Origin of the sequence: Pseudomonas synxantha, assembly GCF_900105675.1 — a bacterium.
Taxonomy (GTDB): domain Bacteria; phylum Pseudomonadota; class Gammaproteobacteria; order Pseudomonadales; family Pseudomonadaceae; genus Aquipseudomonas; species Aquipseudomonas synxantha.
In genome coordinates this window covers 6,125,449-6,141,847 of record NZ_LT629786.1, presented here as the reverse complement: position 1 = coordinate 6,141,847, position 16,399 = coordinate 6,125,449, and the positions used below count along the sequence as shown (strand labels likewise).

The 16,399-nt window shown below is 56.9% G+C and carries 15 protein-coding genes; 12 read left to right on the top strand and 3 right to left on the bottom strand.

Annotated elements, in window-relative coordinates; genetic code table 11:
• Nucleotides 1-1,686, top strand: coding sequence for a membrane protein insertase YidC (gene yidC / locus BLU48_RS28440; protein WP_057023238.1), 1,686 nt, complete (start codon nucleotides 1-3; stop codon nucleotides 1,684-1,686).
• Nucleotides 1,687-1,765: 79 nt separating this feature from the next.
• On the top strand, nucleotides 1,766-3,136 hold the full coding sequence (mnmE, locus tag BLU48_RS28435) for a tRNA uridine-5-carboxymethylaminomethyl(34) synthesis GTPase MnmE (RefSeq protein ID WP_057023239.1): 1,371 nt from the start codon (nucleotides 1,766-1,768) through the stop codon (nucleotides 3,134-3,136).
• 19 nt (nucleotides 3,137-3,155) lie between these two features.
• Here the strand turns inward: mnmE and BLU48_RS28430 are convergent, their stop codons facing one another.
• The 3 genes from BLU48_RS28430 to BLU48_RS28420 all read right to left on the bottom strand — a co-directional run bounded on the left by BLU48_RS28430 (nucleotide 3,156) and on the right by BLU48_RS28420 (nucleotide 7,127).
• On the bottom strand, nucleotides 3,156-5,594 hold the full coding sequence (locus BLU48_RS28430) for a TonB-dependent siderophore receptor (RefSeq protein WP_057023240.1): 2,439 nt from the start codon (nucleotides 5,592-5,594) through the stop codon (nucleotides 3,156-3,158).
• Nucleotides 5,595-5,676: 82 nt separating this feature from the next.
• On the bottom strand, nucleotides 5,677-6,621 hold the full coding sequence (locus tag BLU48_RS28425) for a FecR domain-containing protein (RefSeq protein ID WP_057023241.1): 945 nt from the start codon (nucleotides 6,619-6,621) through the stop codon (nucleotides 5,677-5,679).
• On the bottom strand, nucleotides 6,621-7,127 hold the full coding sequence (locus BLU48_RS28420) for a sigma-70 family RNA polymerase sigma factor (protein ID WP_057023242.1): 507 nt from the start codon (nucleotides 7,125-7,127) through the stop codon (nucleotides 6,621-6,623). The genes BLU48_RS28425 and BLU48_RS28420 overlap by 1 nt, the downstream gene beginning before the upstream one ends.
• A 565-nt stretch (nucleotides 7,128-7,692) precedes the next feature.
• Between BLU48_RS28420 and mnmG the strand changes: the two genes are divergently transcribed.
• From mnmG to atpA, 10 genes are all read left to right on the top strand, one after another.
• Entirely contained in the window at nucleotides 7,693-9,585 is a 1,893-nt protein-coding gene (mnmG, locus tag BLU48_RS28415) for a tRNA uridine-5-carboxymethylaminomethyl(34) synthesis enzyme MnmG (RefSeq protein ID WP_057023336.1), read from the top strand.
• Nucleotides 9,582-10,226, top strand: coding sequence for a 16S rRNA (guanine(527)-N(7))-methyltransferase RsmG (gene rsmG / locus BLU48_RS28410; protein ID WP_057011548.1), 645 nt, complete (start codon nucleotides 9,582-9,584; stop codon nucleotides 10,224-10,226). Before mnmG ends, rsmG begins: the two co-directional genes overlap by 4 nt.
• Before the next feature lie 18 nt (nucleotides 10,227-10,244).
• On the top strand, nucleotides 10,245-11,042 hold the full coding sequence (locus tag BLU48_RS28405; protein WP_057011547.1) for a ParA family protein: 798 nt from the start codon (nucleotides 10,245-10,247) through the stop codon (nucleotides 11,040-11,042).
• Nucleotides 11,043-11,051: 9 nt separating this feature from the next.
• On the top strand, nucleotides 11,052-11,924 hold the full coding sequence (locus tag BLU48_RS28400; RefSeq protein WP_057023243.1) for a ParB/RepB/Spo0J family partition protein: 873 nt from the start codon (nucleotides 11,052-11,054) through the stop codon (nucleotides 11,922-11,924).
• 148 nt (nucleotides 11,925-12,072) lie between these two features.
• The gene (locus BLU48_RS28395; RefSeq protein ID WP_010565865.1) at nucleotides 12,073-12,480 is read left to right on the top strand and encodes a F0F1 ATP synthase subunit I; all 408 of its coding nucleotides are present in this window, start codon (nucleotides 12,073-12,075) and stop codon (nucleotides 12,478-12,480) included.
• Between the two features lie 16 nt (nucleotides 12,481-12,496).
• Nucleotides 12,497-13,366, top strand: a complete 870-nt coding sequence (gene atpB, locus BLU48_RS28390) for a F0F1 ATP synthase subunit A (RefSeq protein ID WP_046070210.1) — start codon at nucleotides 12,497-12,499, stop codon at nucleotides 13,364-13,366.
• A 133-nt stretch (nucleotides 13,367-13,499) separates the two neighbouring features.
• On the top strand, nucleotides 13,500-13,757 hold the full coding sequence (gene atpE, locus BLU48_RS28385; protein ID WP_002555987.1) for a F0F1 ATP synthase subunit C: 258 nt from the start codon (nucleotides 13,500-13,502) through the stop codon (nucleotides 13,755-13,757).
• 56 nt (nucleotides 13,758-13,813) lie between these two features.
• Nucleotides 13,814-14,284: a F0F1 ATP synthase subunit B gene (locus tag BLU48_RS28380; RefSeq protein WP_046070209.1), complete on the top strand. Its 471-nt coding sequence runs from the start codon at nucleotides 13,814-13,816 to the stop codon at nucleotides 14,282-14,284.
• 12 nt (nucleotides 14,285-14,296) lie between these two features.
• The gene (locus BLU48_RS28375) at nucleotides 14,297-14,833 is read left to right on the top strand and encodes a F0F1 ATP synthase subunit delta (RefSeq protein WP_003195833.1); all 537 of its coding nucleotides are present in this window, start codon (nucleotides 14,297-14,299) and stop codon (nucleotides 14,831-14,833) included.
• A gap of 21 nt (nucleotides 14,834-14,854) precedes the next feature.
• Entirely contained in the window at nucleotides 14,855-16,399 is a 1,545-nt protein-coding gene (gene atpA / locus BLU48_RS28370) for a F0F1 ATP synthase subunit alpha (RefSeq protein WP_003195831.1), read from the top strand.

The window sequence follows — 16,399 nt, the reverse complement described above, 5'->3', positions numbered from 1 at the left end:
ATGGATATTAAACGCACGATCCTGATCGTCGCCCTGGCAATCGTGTCCTACGTCATGGTTCTTAAGTGGAACCAGGACTACGGCCAGGCTGCCCTGCCGACTCAGAATGTTGCTACCAATCAGGCCGCGCCGGCTATTCCGGACGCCCCGCTGGGTAATAATAATGCGTCCGCGAGTGCCGATGTTCCCAGCGCGAATGGCGAGACCAGCGCCCCTTTAGAAACGCCAGTGGTCACCAACAAAGACCTCATCCACGTGAAAACGGATGTGCTCGACCTGGCTATCGACCCGCAAGGTGGCGATATCGCGCAGTTGAAACTGCCGCTGTATCCACGTCGCCAAGACCATCCGGATGTTCCGTTCCAACTGTTTGATAACGGTGGCGAGCGTGTTTATCTGGCACAAAGTGGCCTGACCGGCACCAACGGTCCGGATGCACGTGCTACCGGTCGTCCGGTTTATTCGACCGAACAGAAGACTTATCAACTGGTTGACGGCCAGAACCAGTTGAACGTCGACCTGAAATTCAGCCTCGACGGCGTCAACTACATCAAGCGTTTCAGCTTTACCCGTGGTTTGTACGACTTGAAGGTCACTTACCTGATCGACAACGAAAGCGACAAGCCTTGGAGTGGCAACCTGTTTGCTCAGCTCAAGCGTGATGGCAGCTCCGATCCTTCTTCCAGCACTGCCACCGGCACCGCGACTTACCTGGGCGCAGCCCTGTGGACAAGTGGCGAGCCGTACAAAAAAGTGTCGATGAAAGATATCGACAAGGGTTCGCTGAAAGAAACCGTGCAAGGCGGCTGGGTTGCCTGGTTGCAACACTACTTCGTGACCGCGTGGATCCCGAACAAGGGTGAAGCCAACCTGGTTCAGACCCGTAAAGACAGCCAAGGCAACTACATCATTGGTTTTACTGGCCCGGCGTTGAACGTCGCTCCGGGTGCCAAGGCCGAAACCAGCGCTACGCTGTACGCCGGCCCGAAGAGCCAGGCCGTCCTGAAAGAGTTATCCCCAGGCCTGGAACTGACTGTCGATTACGGCATTCTGTGGTTCATTGCCCAGCCGATCTTCTGGCTGCTGCAACATATCCACAGCATCGTCGGTAACTGGGGCTGGTCGATCATCTTCCTGACCATGCTGATCAAGGGGATCTTCTTCCCTCTGTCGGCTGCCAGCTACAAATCGATGGCGCGTATGCGTGCCGTGGCCCCGAAATTGGCCGCATTGAAAGAACAACATGGTGACGACCGGCAGAAAATGTCGCAGGCCATGATGGAGCTGTACAAGAAAGAGAAGATCAACCCGCTGGGTGGATGCTTGCCGATTCTGGTGCAGATGCCGGTATTCCTGTCGCTGTACTGGGTACTCCTGGAAAGCGTGGAAATGCGCCAGGCGCCGTTCATGCTGTGGATAACTGATCTGTCGATCAAAGACCCGTTCTTTATCCTGCCGATCATCATGGGCGCGACCATGTTCATCCAGCAGCGCCTGAACCCAACCCCGCCGGATCCGATGCAGGCCAAGGTAATGAAAATGATGCCAATCATCTTCACTTTCTTCTTCCTGTGGTTCCCAGCCGGCTTGGTACTGTACTGGGTGGTCAACAACGTGTTGTCGATCTCTCAACAGTGGTACATCACACGTAAAATCGAAGCGGCTACCAAAAAAGCCGAGGCGTAATTTACTCTGTGGATAACCACTCAAGACGCCCCCTAGTGGGGCGTTTTGCTTTCCGTCACTTTTGTTCTGGAACCTGCTGATGAGTGCTCCCCGTGAAACCATCGCTGCTGTGGCCACCGCTCAAGGTCGAGGCGGTGTGGGTATCGTTCGAATTTCCGGGCCGCTTGCGGGTGTAGCAGCCAAGGCTATCAGTGGCCGAGAGCTGAAACCGCGCTATGCCCATTACGGCCAATTCCTGGATGCCGACCAAAGCGTATTGGATGAAGGGTTGGCTATCTACTTCCCTGGGCCGAACTCCTTCACTGGAGAAGACGTTCTGGAGTTACAGGGCCATGGCGGCCCTGTCGTGCTGGATATGCTCTTGCAGCGCTGCCTGCAACTGGGTTGCCGCTTGGCGCGACCTGGGGAATTCAGCGAACGCGCGTTTTTGAACGATAAGCTCGACCTGGCCCAGGCCGAAGCCATCGCCGATTTGATCGAAGCCAGTTCTGCCCAGGCTGCGCGCAACGCATTACGCTCGTTGCAGGGCGCTTTTTCCCTGCGTGTGCATAACTTGACCGAGCAACTGATCAGTCTGCGTATTTACGTCGAAGCGGCAATTGATTTTCCGGAAGAAGAAATCGACTTCCTCGCCGATGGCCACGTCTTAGCCATGTTGGATAAAGTCCGCGAGGAATTATCCACAGTGCTGCGTGAAGCCGGGCAGGGCGCGCTGTTGCGCGATGGCATGACAGTGGTGATTGCCGGCCGGCCCAATGCCGGTAAATCCAGCCTGCTCAATGCCCTGGCAGGACGCGAGGCGGCGATTGTCACCGAGATTGCCGGCACTACCCGGGATATCCTGCGCGAACATATCCACATCGACGGCATGCCGCTGCACGTGGTCGACACTGCCGGCTTACGCGACACCGATGACCAAGTGGAAAAAATCGGCGTGGAACGTGCGCTCAAGGCTATCAGCGAAGCAGATCGGGTGTTGCTGGTAGTTGATGCCACGGCACCGGAAGCTGTGGACCCTTTTGCACTGTGGCCTGAATTCCTCGAGCAACGCCCGGACCCAGCCAAAGTCACTCTGATTCGTAACAAGGCCGACCTGACAGGTGAAGCAATCGCCCTTGAAACCAGTGAGGACGGGCATGTCACGATCAGCTTGAGCGCCAAATCGGCGGGTGAGGGCCTGGAATTGCTGCGTGAGCACCTCAAGGCCTGCATGGGCTACGAACAGACCTCGGAAAGCAGCTTCAGTGCACGCCGCAGGCATTTGGAGGCGTTGCGCCATGCGAGCGCGGCGTTGGAACACGGTCGTGCGCAGCTGACCCTAGCGGGGGCGGGAGAGCTGCTGGCAGAGGATCTGCGACAGGCGCAGCAGCTCTTGGGGGAAATCACCGGCGCATTCAGCTCCGATGATTTGTTGGGGCGGATCTTTTCCAGTTTCTGCATCGGCAAATAGCCTGGTTATCCACAGGCCTCTACCAGTTGTACGACACCGTACCGAGCAGGGTACGGCTGTCCCCCCAGTAGCAACGGCCGGCGTCGTTGCAGCCGGCTACATACTCCTTATCGAACAGGTTCTTGGCGTTCAGGTCGACTGACCAGTGTTTATCGATCTGATAGCCAACCGCTGCGTCCACCAAGGTGACGCTACCTGCGTCCAACTTCCCGTACAGCGTAGGTGCGGTGTAAGCAAAGGTACTGTCGAAATAACGCACACCGCCACCCAGGGATAAGCCCTTGAGTTGGCCATCGAGGAAACGGTACTTGCCCCAGATCGAGGCCTGGTTGCGCGGCACTCCCGTCATTTGGTGCCCCTCGACCAGTGAGGTAGCCGAATCCTTGGTAATCCGAGCGTCCGTATAGGTGTAAGCCGCCGTCACATTGAGATTGGGCGTGAGATTGCTGTTCACCTCGACTTCTACACCCTTGGCCCGGCTCTCGCCCACCTGGCGGTAACTGTTGGTGGTGGCGTCCAGGTAGGTATCGTCTTGCTTGCGCAAGTCATACAGCGACATTGTCATCGCGGTATCCCAGCCGATCGGCTCGTACTTCACTCCCACTTCGTACTGGCTGCTGGTGATCGGCTTCAAGGGTGAACCGGCGTTGGAGATTTGCTGCACGGGAACGAAGGCAGTGGAATAGCTGACATACGGCGTCAGACCGTTGTCGAATTGGTACATCACCCCGCCCTGGTAAGTGAACTTGCGGTCCTCGGCCTCGGTGTTGCTGGCCTTGTTGACCTTGTCACGGAAATGACTTTCCACCCAGTCCTGACGGCCTCCGAGCAGGAACAGCCAATGGTCATACTTGCTCTGGATTTGTGCATAGACCCCTTTCATCTGTTGTTCGAGCAAGGTGTTTTGTACGGCAATCGGGGTCAATGGATCACGCAGGTAGACGGGGTTATACACATTGATGGTGCCGGCAGAGCCAGCGTCCCAATCCTGGTTGAACGAGGTGCGGTCGTAGCTGGCGCCGAGGAGCACAGTATTGTCGAGACCACCGAGCTGGAATTTGCCTTCCACCTGGTTATCCAGGGAATAGACCATCGACTTGTTGTAGCGGTCATAGGCAGTCATGTTCAGCTGAGTACCGAAGCCACGGTTATTCAGCGCGCCAGGCCAGGTTTCATGGCGGTTGATGCGCGACTGCATATAGCGTGAGTTCTGGCGGAACTGCCAATCGTCGTTGAAACTATGGCTGAACTCGTAGCCAGTGCTCCAGGCTTCACGTTCGAACGTATTCCAGTCCGGGTTGCCGAGCATGGTGTGCTTGGACAGTTTGCCATTGGGGTTGGTAAGCAAGGTGCCGGCGGCGGGTAGGCCTAGCTCGAGATTAGTGTGGTCTTTTTGGTAATTGGCCAACAGGGTCAGGCTGTTGTAATCGTCGAAATTCAGGGTCAGGGAGGGCGCGATATACAGGCGATCATCTGGAACATGGTCAGTTTGCGTGTCGGATTTGCGACCCAGCATCACCACGCGTCCAAGGATGCTGTCGCTGTCGTTGAGCGGACCCGAGATATCCACACCCAATTGACGCCGATTATTTGAGCCATACCCCACTTGCACCTCACCTTGCGGAGTGGCGGTGGGGTGTTTGCTCACCAGATTCACCAAGCCGCCAGGCGCATTCTCACCGTAGAGCAGGGACGAGGGGCCGCGAAAGATTTCGACGCGCTCCAAGCCATAAGGCTCACTGGTCGTATCGTAGCGATTGCCTTGTACCCGTAGCCCATCCCGCAGAAGGCCGTAGCCGTAATCCGTGGCATTGAAACCGCGAATAAAGAACAGGTCGCCTGCCAGGCCGTCACCGGCAGCAAAAGGGGGCGCGAAGATCCCCGGCACATAACCCAACACTTCAGTCAGCGTTTGTGACTTCTGGTCCTTTATGCGCTGACCGGTGACGACCGATACCGAACGTGGTGTTTCGGACAAAGGCGTGCTGGTCTTGGTACCGATGCGACTATTTTGCGCCTTGTAGCCCACATCCCCGGCGATGTCTTGGTTGAACGCTGCCTGTTGATAACCGCTGACCGTGGTAGGGGCGAGCACTAGTTGCCCTGCGGGAATGGCCTGCAGAACATAACTGCCGGGCGCCTGGGATAGCACTTGTAGCCCCGAGTTCTGCAGCAACTGCGCAAAGCCTTGTTCCACCGAATAATCGCCTTCCAGCCCTGCTGTAGTCAGCTGCGCGGTTTGCTGAGGCGAGAAAGACAGAATCACATTCGCTCTGGCAGCGAATTGACTCAAGGCGTTGTCCAGCGGGCCAGCCGCGATGACGAAATGCTGCACCCCATTGGCGGCCATGGCGCCAGGGGCAAGCAAGACACTGGCGATGGTTGCGGTACCGAGCAGCAGGCCATACATCATACCGTGGCAGGAAAGTCGCAAGCGGAGCTTGGTGGGGAGGCGCATAGGTGGGTAAGCCCTGAAGGTGGTCGTGATTACCTGTAGGGCCGCATCAGGTGAAAAAAAGATAACCCCGTGTGCGATTTTTTTAACCGATTCGCATCACTGAAACCCAATAGCGCGTGAAGTACTTCACCTGAATCGGCAGGGTTGCCTGTAGGTTAGCCAGTACTGCATCGGTTGAATCCAGTCGGAAGGTGCCGGAGATACGCAAGCGCGCCGAAGCCGAATCGTATTTCAGGACACCTGGGCGATAGCGGGCGATTTCGTCCATCACCTCTGCGAGGCGAGCATCCAATACGATTAACTGCCCATCGACCCAGGCAGCCTGGGAGCCGCGATAACTCGTGTTGGGACCCACGTTTTGGCGATCAAAGTCAGCGCTCTCACCGGCACCGAGCAGCCGCGCGTGGTTGGGCTGGTCACCTGGATACACGCTCACCCGATCCTCCAGGACGCCGACACGTGTGGAGCCTGGCAACTGGCGCACGGTGAACCGAGTGCCCAATGCCTGGACGCGGCCTTGAAGGGTTTCGACATAAAACGGCGTTTGCCAGCCGAGCTTGCCGGTGTGGATAAGTACTTCACCTTCGCGCAAACGGATCAAGCGCCGGCGCCCATCGAAAACCACGTCAATCGCGGTGCTGGTATTAAGATCAATCCGCGTACCGTCAGCCAGTTCTATACGCCGGCGCTCACCCACGGACGTTCGGTAATCAGCCCAAACATGGGCCAGGGGCGTGTGTTGCTGAACATTCCAGCCTAGATAGCCGGTACCGCCCAACGCCAGCATCCACTTCAGTACTTGGCGCCGTTGCTGCGTGGTCGACAATGCACGGCGGGTGAAATCCTGGGGCAGCGCGCCAAGACTGCGCTGTAATTGTTCCATCTGGTCCCACGCAGCCTGGTGGGACGGATCGCTGTTCAGCCATTGTTGCCAAGCCTTGCGGTCAGCGGGCGTGGGTGTCTGGGACTGGAACTGTACGTACCAGCTGGCAGCGGCTTCGAAGGTCTTGCGATCGGGGACCGCCATTACAGGCTGGCCACGATCAGCGAACATTCGGTCAATGCACGGATCATGTGCTTCTTCACTGTGGTCAATGAGACCTGCAGCTGATCTGCGATCTGTTGATAAGTCAGCCCCTCGAGCTGCGACAGCATAAAGATCCGCCGCGCTCGCTCGCCGAGTGCGGCCAAAGCTTTATCCACAGCCACCAAGGTCTCAATGATGATGGCCTTGTCTTCTTCGCTAATGGTGTTGGCTTCAGGACGTTCGGCCAAGGTTTGCTTGTAGGCCTGCTCAATGGCGTGTCGACGGTAACGATCAATCACCAGGCCCCTGGCGATGGTCGCCAGATAGTCCCGCGGCTCAATGATCTGCGCCGCATGTCGCCCGCCCAGAATACGCACGAACGTATCGTGCGCCACATCGGCCGCATCGCAGGCGTTATGCAACTTACCTTTGAGCCACCCGTGCAACCAGGAATGGTGTTGCTCATAGATGTTCTGGACCGCAGCCGTGTGTGATGGAAGGGACATAGGGCATGACAAGGCAGGTTAATGATAATCGCTATTATTAACTGCCGAACCGTTTTCTCACAATAGATCTCTTTTTGAAGCAATCACCACCCCGGGTAAAGGATGCGGCTGCCTTCGTACAGAAGGAAATACCAGCGGATTTGCGGTTTTCTGTGGATTAAGCCCTGTGAATAACCGCCCTTGTGCCCAGTTGATAACAGGGCCTGAAACCTGAGCAAAAACCCCTCTGTGGATAACCACGTGTTTAATCCACAGGCTTAAAGCACTTATCCAAGGCTCTCATTGGCACATGACCACAGACTTTTGAACCTCTGTACACATTGTAAATAAAGGTCCGTAGCAATCTATCCACAGAAAAGTAGCTCAGTAGAAATAAACATAAAAACAAAGATTTAATAAATTTCTCTCTTTTAATTTCTATTGTCCGTGATTCATCCACAGCTGGTTAAATTTTGTGCAAAGGGTTCTTTAGGAACGGCGAAGTCCCTATACTTGCCGCCAAAGCTCCAGAACTCTTTCAACAAACAATTCCTGATTACCTACATAAGCAGGCACGAGGTGCGTGGTGGATTTCCCTTCCCGTTTTGAAGTGATCGTCATCGGCGGCGGTCATGCCGGTACCGAGGCAGCACTGGCGTCAGCACGCATGGGCGTAAAAACCCTGCTGCTTACGCACAACGTGGAAACCCTCGGTGCCATGAGTTGCAACCCCGCTATCGGCGGGATTGGCAAAAGCCACTTGGTCAAGGAAATCGACGCCCTTGGCGGCGTGATGGCCATGGCTACCGACAAAGGTGGTATTCAATTTCGCGTGCTCAACAGCCGCAAAGGCCCGGCGGTGCGTGCAACCCGGGCTCAAGCTGACCGCATCCTGTACAAGGCGGCCGTACGTGAAACCCTGGAAAACCAGCCGAACCTGTGGATATTTCAGCAAGCCGCCGATGATCTGATCGTCGAGCAGGACGTCGTGAAAGGCGTGGTCACCCAAATGGGCCTGCGTTTCTTCGCAGAATCCGTCGTGCTGACCACCGGTACCTTCCTCGGTGGGCTTATCCACATTGGCATGCAGAATTATTCCGGTGGTCGCGCCGGTGATCCGCCGTCGATCGCCCTGGCAAAACGCCTGCGCGAATTGCCTCTGCGAGTTGGTCGCCTGAAAACCGGGACCCCGCCACGTATTGACGGGCGTTCTGTGGATTTTTCGGTGATGGCCGAGCAAGCCGGTGACACGCCGATTCCGGTTATGTCGTTCATGGGCTCCAAGGAGCAGCACCCGAAACAGGTCAGTTGCTGGATTACCCACACTAACGCCCGAACCCACGAAATCATTGCCGCAAACCTCGACCGTTCGCCAATGTATTCCGGGGTGATCGAAGGTATTGGCCCGCGTTATTGCCCGTCGATCGAAGACAAGATCCACCGCTTTGCCGACAAGGAAAGCCATCAGGTCTTCATCGAGCCCGAAGGCCTGACTACGCACGAGCTTTACCCGAACGGGATTTCCACCTCCTTGCCGTTCGACGTGCAAATCCAGATCGTGCAGTCGATTCGCGGTATGGAAAATGCGCACATCGTGCGACCGGGCTACGCCATTGAGTACGATTACTTCGACCCGCGTGACTTGAAATACAGCCTGGAAACCAAGGTAATTGGCGGCTTGTTCTTTGCCGGGCAAATCAATGGCACCACCGGTTACGAAGAAGCCGGGGCCCAGGGGTTGCTGGCCGGAACCAACGCGGCATTGCGCGCACAAGGCAAAGACAGCTGGTGCCCGCGTCGCGATGAAGCCTATATCGGTGTATTGGTCGACGACCTGATTACCCTCGGTACCCAGGAACCGTACCGGATGTTCACTTCCCGGGCCGAATACCGCCTGATCCTGCGCGAAGACAACGCCGACCTGCGCTTGACCGAAAAAGGTCGCGAATTGGGCCTGGTCGATGACGCCCGTTGGGCTGCGTTCTGCAAGAAACGCGAAAGTATCACGCTCGAAGAGCAACGGCTGAAAAGTACCTGGGTACGCCCGGGCACTGAACAAGGCGATGCGATTGCGGAAAAATTCGGCACGCCGCTGACCCATGAGTACAACCTGCTGAACCTGCTTTCCCGTCCGGAAATCGACTACGCTGGCCTGGTCGAAGTGACAGGCCAGGGCGCGGAAGATCCACAGGTTGCCGAACAGGTCGAGATCAAGACCAAATACGCCGGTTACATTGATCGCCAGCAGGACGAGATCGCCCGCTTGCGCGCCAGTGAAGACACCAAGCTCCCTGTGGATATCGACTACACCGGGATTTCCGGGCTGTCGAAAGAGATTCAAAGCAAGCTGGGGATAACTCGGCCGGAAACGCTCGGCCAGGCTTCACGCATCCCAGGCGTCACGCCGGCAGCCATTTCGCTGTTGATGATTCATTTGAAAAAACGCGGCGCGGGCCGTCAGTTGGAGCAAAGCGCTTGAGTTCGTTGGTCACCTCGCAACACGCCGAAGAGTTATCCACAGGGGCGCGCCAGTTGGGCGTGGCCCTGACTGAAGCCCAGCATGAGCTACTGCTGGGTTATCTGGCCCTGTTGATCAAATGGAACAAGGCTTACAATCTGACTGCGGTGCGTGATCCGGATGAGATGGTGTCACGGCATTTGCTCGACAGCCTCAGCGTGATGCCGTTCATCGAAAACGGTCGCTGGCTCGACGTCGGCAGTGGCGGCGGCATGCCTGGGATTCCTTTGGCAATCCTGTTTCCCGAGTCCCAAGTGACCTGCCTCGACAGCAACGGCAAGAAAACCCGCTTCCTGACCCAGGTCAAACTCGAACTCAAGCTGGATAACCTGCAAGTTATCCACAGCCGTGTCGAAGCCTTCACGCCTGAGCTGCCTTTCAACGGCATTGTGTCCCGGGCGTTCAGCAGCATGGAGAACTTCAGCAACTGGACCCGCCACCTCGGCGACCGCGATACCCGTTGGCTGGCAATGAAGGGCGTCCATCCAAGCGACGAGCTGTTAGCATTGCCGGCGGACTTCCACCTCGATAGCGAACACGCCTTGGCCGTACCCGGTTGCCAAGGCCAACGCCATCTGCTGATACTGCGCCGCACGGCATGATTGGGAACACAAGCAAGAATGGCTAAGGTATTCGCGATTGCGAACCAGAAAGGTGGCGTGGGTAAGACCACCACCTGTATCAACCTCGCAGCATCCCTGGTCGCCACCAAGCGTCGGGTGCTGTTGATCGATCTCGATCCACAGGGCAACGCCACCATGGGTAGCGGTGTGGATAAACACGGCCTGGAAAACTCGGTCTACGATTTGCTGATTGGCGAATGCGACCTGGCCCAGGCCATGCACTATTCCGAGCATGGCGGTTACCAACTGCTGCCGGCCAACCGCGATTTGACCGCGGCGGAAGTGGTGCTGCTGGAAATGCAGATGAAAGAAAGCCGTCTGCGCAGCGCCCTGGCGCCCATTCGCGAGAATTACGACTACATTCTGATCGACTGCCCACCGTCGCTGTCGATGCTGACGCTCAACGCCCTTGTGGCCGCCGATGGGGTGATTATCCCCATGCAGTGCGAATACTTCGCCCTCGAAGGCTTGAGCGACCTTGTGGATAACATCAAGCGTATCGCCGAGTTGCTCAACCCGAACCTGAAAGTCGAAGGCCTGTTGCGGACCATGTACGATCCGCGTCTGAGCCTGATGAACGATGTGTCGGCGCAGCTCAAGGAACATTTTGGCGATCAACTGTATGACACCGTGATCCCACGCAACATCCGCCTGGCCGAAGCGCCAAGCTATGGCATGCCCGCGCTGGCGTACGACAAGTCCTCGCGTGGTGCCATTGCCTATCTGGCGCTGGCCGGTGAGTTGGTTCGCCGTCAACGCCGCAATTCACGCACTGCTGCAGCCCAGCCAACTTAAGGAATCCCCATGGCCGTCAAGAAACGAGGTCTCGGACGTGGACTGGATGCACTGCTTAGTGGTCCGACCGTCACATCGCTTGAAGAGCAAGCGGTGCAGGCCGACGAGCGCGAGCTGCAGCACCTGCCCCTGGACCTGATCCAGCGCGGCAAATACCAGCCACGCCGGGACATGGATCCCCAGGCGCTGGAAGAACTGGCTAACTCGATCAAGGCCCAGGGCGTGATGCAACCGATTGTGGTGCGCCCGATTGGCGGTGGCCGCTTTGAGATCATCGCCGGTGAACGTCGCTGGCGCGCCAGCCAACAGGCCGGCAAGGAGACCATCCCGGCGATGGTGCGCGATGTGTCGGATGAAACCGCCATCGCCATGGCGTTGATCGAGAATATCCAGCGCGAAGACCTCAACCCGATCGAAGAAGCGATCGCGTTGCAGCGTTTGCAGCATGAATTCCAGTTGACCCAACAACAAGTGGCCGACGCAGTGGGGAAATCCCGAGTCACCGTGTCCAACTTGCTGCGCCTGATCGCGCTGCCGGAAGTCATCAAGACCATGTTGTCCCACGGCGACCTGGAAATGGGCCACGCCCGTGCTTTGCTCGGCTTACCGGAAAATCAACAGGTTGAAGGGGCGCGACACGTTGTCGCACGAGGTCTGACTGTACGTCAGACCGAGGCCCTGGTTCGCCAGTGGCTCAGCGGCAAACCTGCACCGGGCGAAGCGGCCAAACCTGATCCGGATATCGCACGACTCGAGCAGCGCCTGGCCGAGCGCCTGGGCTCTGCGGTGCAAATTCGTCACGGCAAGAAGGGCAAAGGGCAATTGGTCATCGGATATAACTCTCTCGATGAGCTGCAGGGCGTCCTTGCCCACATCCGCTGAAACATTTGCTTATGTAGCGTGTGATCGGAAATCACTACCCGACAGTTGAATAGGGGCAGAACCGCCCCTATACTCTGCGCGCATTTTGTCGGCACAAATTATGCCAAGTTATTGATTTCCGGCAGCCGACCATTGAGGAGCAAGAGTGATGGAAACCCGCACGCCAAACACGTTGCCGTTCCATCGCTTGGCTGTTTTCCCGGTTTTATTGGCTCAATTTGTCATTCTGCTGATCGCCGCTTTGGCGCTTTGGTATTGGCATGGAGTCGTAGCCGGATATTCAGGACTCTGCGGAGGCCTGATAGCCTTGCTGCCCAATATGTATTTCGCTCACAGGGCCTTTCGGTTTTCCGGCGCCCGAGCAGCCCAGGCTATCGTCCGGTCTTTTTATGCCGGCGAGGCGGGGAAACTGATTTTGACGGCAGTGCTGTTTGCACTGACCTTTGCAGGTGTGAAGCCATTGGCGCCGCTGGCTGTATTCGGCGTCTTCGTGTTGACCCAACTGGTCAGCTGGTTCGCTCCCCTGCTAATGAAAACAAGACTTTCGAAACCTTAGGGCGTTTGAGGCAACCATGGCAGAAACAACCGCTTCGGGCTATATCCAGCACCACTTGCAGAACCTGACCTTCGGTCAGCTTCCCAACGGCGGCTGGGGCTTTGCCCACACCGCAGCAGAGGCCAAAGAAATGGGTTTCTGGGCTTTCCACCTGGATACTCTAGGTTGGTCGGTCGCATTGGGTCTGATCTTCGTCCTGATTTTCCGCATGGCGGCAAAGAAGGCGACCTCCGGTCAGCCAGGTGCCTTGCAGAACTTCGTTGAAGTACTGGTCGAATTCGTCGATGGCAGCGTGAAAGACAGCTTCCATGGCCGTAGCCCGGTGATCGCACCGCTGGCACTGACCATCTTCGTCTGGGTGTTCCTGATGAACGCCGTCGACCTGATCCCGGTGGACTGGATTCCTCAGTTGGCTATCCTGATCTCCGGCGATGCGCACATTCCATTCCGCGCCGTGTCGACCACTGACCCGAACGCCACCCTGGGCATGGCCCTGTCGGTGTTCGCGTTGATCATTTTCTACAGCATCAAGGTCAAGGGTATCGGCGGCTTCATCGGCGAACTGACCCTGCACCCGTTCGGCAGCAAGAACATTTTCGTTCAAGCCCTGCTGATTCCGGTGAACTTCCTGCTCGAGTTCGTGACCCTGGTCGCCAAGCCGATCTCCCTGGCCCTGCGACTGTTCGGCAACATGTATGCCGGCGAGCTGGTGTTCATCCTGATCGCTGTGATGTTCGGCAGCGGCCTGCTCTGGCTTAGCGGCCTGGGCGTAGTTCTGCAGTGGGCGTGGGCTGTGTTCCACATCCTGATCATTACCCTGCAGGCCTTCATCTTCATGATGCTGACCATTGTCTACCTGTCGATGGCGCACGAAGAGAACCATTAAGACCAGTCTCGACTAGTCTGATGTCCTTCCCGGTCAAACGGGAAGGTGGCCCACCAGGGCTATGAAACGATTTGTTTTACCGCTTTAAAATCTAAAAAACCTAAACCATACGACGTAAAAGTCGGGAGGAAAGATGGAAACTGTAGTTGGTCTAACCGCTATCGCTGTTGCACTGTTGATCGGCCTGGGCGCCCTGGGTACTGCCATTGGTTTCGGCCTGCTGGGCGGCAAATTCCTGGAAGGCGCAGCGCGTCAGCCAGAAATGGTCCCAATGCTGCAAGTTAAAATGTTCATCGTCGCCGGCCTGCTCGACGCCGTGACCATGATCGGCGTTGGTATCGCACTGTTCTTCACCTTCGCGAACCCCTTCGTTGGTCAACTCGCTGGCTAATCACTCGACTTTTCGAGTGATTGGGGTGATGGACAACGAATGAGCGAGGTGTTGGCGTGAACATTAATGCAACCCTGATTGGCCAATCCGTTGCGTTCTTCATTTTTGTAGTGTTTTGCATGAAGTTCGTGTGGCCTCCGGTCATCGCGGCTTTGCACGAACGTCAGAAGAAGATCGCGGATGGTTTGGACGCTGCCAGCCGTGCAGCTCGCGACCTGGAGTTGGCCCAAGAGAAAGTGGGTCTTCAACTGCGCGAAGCTAAAGCACAGGCAGCTGAAATCATTGAGCAAGCCAAGAAACGCGGTAACCAGATCGTCGAAGAGGCTGTTGAAAAAGCCCGCGTCGAAGCTGACCGTGTGAAGGCTTCGGCTCATGCCGAGATCGAACAGGAACTGAACGGTGTCAAAGACGCGCTGCGTGCCCAACTGGGTGCCCTGGCTGTCGGCGGCGCGGAGAAGATCCTTGGTGCCACAATCGATCAAAACGCGCACGCGGAGCTGGTTGACAAACTGGCTGCTGAAATTTAAGCGAGGGCGATCATGGCAGAACTGACCACGTTGGCCCGACCTTATGCTAAGGCAGCCTTCGAGCACGCCCAGGCCCACCAGCAGCTGGCCTCTTGGTCAGCCATGCTCGGCCTGGCTGCAGCAGTGTCGCAAGACGACACCATGCAGCGCGTGCTCAAGGCCCCGCGCCTGACGAGCGCAGACAAGGCCGCCACTTTTATTGAAGTGTGCGGCGACAAGTTTGATGTGAAGGTGCAGAACTTCATTCACGTCATTGCCGAAAACGACCGTCTCCCGTTATTGCCGGAGATCGCCGCTCTGTTCGACCTGTACAAGGCCGAAGCAGAGAAATCGGTAGACGTTGAAGTGACCAGTGCTTTCGCATTGAACCAAGAACAGCAAGACAAACTCGCCAAGGTTCTCAGTGCACGACTCAATCGGGAAGTGCGCCTGCAAGCTTCGGAGGACGCATCCCTGATTGGTGGTGTCGTTATCCGTGCCGGCGACCTGGTTATCGATGGCTCGATTCGCGGCAAAATCGCGAAACTTGCCGAAGCATTGAAATCTTGAGTTTGAAGGGGCAGCAGAGCAATGCAGCAACTCAATCCTTCCGAAATAAGTGAAATTATCAAGGGCCGCATCGACAAGCTCGATGTGACCTCCCAAGCCCGTAACGAAGGCACTGTCGTCAGCGTATCTGACGGCATCGTGCGGATTCACGGTCTGGCCGACGTCATGTACGGCGAGATGATCGAGTTTCCGGGCGGCGTCTACGGTATGGCCCTCAACCTGGAGCAAGACTCCGTAGGTGCCGTTGTATTGGGCGCGTACACCAGTCTGGCTGAAGGCATGAGCGCCAAGTGCACCGGCCGCATCCTGGAAGTTCCGGTTGGTAAGGAACTGCTGGGTCGCGTAGTCGACGCACTGGGTAATCCAGTTGACGGCAAAGGTCCACTGGGCAACACCGAGACCGACGCGGTCGAGAAAGTTGCTCCAGGCGTGATCTGGCGTAAGTCGGTAGACCAGCCTGTACAGACTGGCTACAAGGCTGTCGACGCCATGATCCCGGTCGGCCGTGGCCAGCGTGAGCTGATCATCGGTGACCGTCAGATCGGTAAAACCGCCCTGGCGATCGACGCGATCATCAACCAGAAAGACAGCGGCATTTTCTGCGTCTACGTAGCCATTGGTCAGAAGCAATCGACCATCGCCAACGTGGTTCGCAAGCTGGAAGAAAACGGCGCCCTGGCCAACACGATCATCGTGGCTGCCAGTGCTTCGGAATCTCCTGCGCTGCAATTCCTGGCACCGTACTCCGGTTGCACCATGGGTGAATTCTTCCGCGACCGCGGTGAAGACGCGCTGATCGTTTATGACGATCTGTCCAAGCAGGCAGTGGCTTACCGCCAGATTTCCCTGCTGCTGCGCCGTCCACCAGGCCGTGAAGCTTACCCAGGCGACGTGTTCTATCTCCACTCCCGTCTGCTGGAGCGCGCATCCCGCGTTTCGGAAGAGTACGTAGAGAAGTTCACCAACGGCGCAGTGACCGGCAAAACCGGTTCCCTGACCGCACTGCCGATCATTGAAACCCAGGCTGGCGACGTTTCCGCGTTCGTTCCGACCAACGTGATTTCCATCACCGACGGTCAGATCTTCCTGGAATCGGCCATGTTCAACTCAGGGATTCGTCCTGCTGTGAACGCCGGTGTTTCGGTATCCCGTGTGGGTGGTGCCGCTCAGACCAAGATCATCAAGAAGCTCTCCGGTGGTATCCGTACCGCTCTGGCTCAGTACCGTGAACTGGCGGCATTCGCCCAGTTCGCTTCTGACCTGGACGAAGCGACCCGTAAGCAACTTGAGCATGGTCAGCGCGTTACCGAGCTGATGAAGCAGAAGCAATACGCCCCGATGTCGATCGCTGACATGGCGTTGTCGCTGTATGCCGCTGAGCGTGGGTTCCTGACCGACGTTGAAATCGCCAAGGTCGGCAGCTTTGAACAAGCGCTGATTGCTTACTTCAACCGCGATCACGCCGAATTGATGGCGAAGATCAACGTGAAGGGTGACTTCAATGACGATATCGACGCTGGCATGAAAGCCGGTATCGAGAAGTTCAAGGCCACCCAAACCTGGTAA

Coding starts and splice junctions, on each gene's coding strand:
- yidC (WP_057023238.1), top strand. CDS start 1: ATGGATATTAAACGCACGATCCTGATCGTCGCCCTGGCAATCGTGTCC.
- mnmE (WP_057023239.1), top strand. CDS start 1,766: ATGAGTGCTCCCCGTGAAACCATCGCTGCTGTGGCCACCGCTCAAGGT.
- BLU48_RS28430 (WP_057023240.1), bottom strand. CDS start 5,594: ATGCGCCTCCCCACCAAGCTCCGCTTGCGACTTTCCTGCCACGGTATG.
- BLU48_RS28425 (WP_057023241.1), bottom strand. CDS start 6,621: ATGGCGGTCCCCGATCGCAAGACCTTCGAAGCCGCTGCCAGCTGGTAC.
- BLU48_RS28420 (WP_057023242.1), bottom strand. CDS start 7,127: ATGTCCCTTCCATCACACACGGCTGCGGTCCAGAACATCTATGAGCAA.
- BLU48_RS28405 (WP_057011547.1), top strand. CDS start 10,245: ATGGCTAAGGTATTCGCGATTGCGAACCAGAAAGGTGGCGTGGGTAAG.
- BLU48_RS28400 (WP_057023243.1), top strand. CDS start 11,052: ATGGCCGTCAAGAAACGAGGTCTCGGACGTGGACTGGATGCACTGCTT.
- BLU48_RS28395 (WP_010565865.1), top strand. CDS start 12,073: ATGGAAACCCGCACGCCAAACACGTTGCCGTTCCATCGCTTGGCTGTT.
- atpB (WP_046070210.1), top strand. CDS start 12,497: ATGGCAGAAACAACCGCTTCGGGCTATATCCAGCACCACTTGCAGAAC.
- atpE (WP_002555987.1), top strand. CDS start 13,500: ATGGAAACTGTAGTTGGTCTAACCGCTATCGCTGTTGCACTGTTGATC.
- BLU48_RS28375 (WP_003195833.1), top strand. CDS start 14,297: ATGGCAGAACTGACCACGTTGGCCCGACCTTATGCTAAGGCAGCCTTC.
- atpA (WP_003195831.1), top strand. CDS start 14,855: ATGCAGCAACTCAATCCTTCCGAAATAAGTGAAATTATCAAGGGCCGC.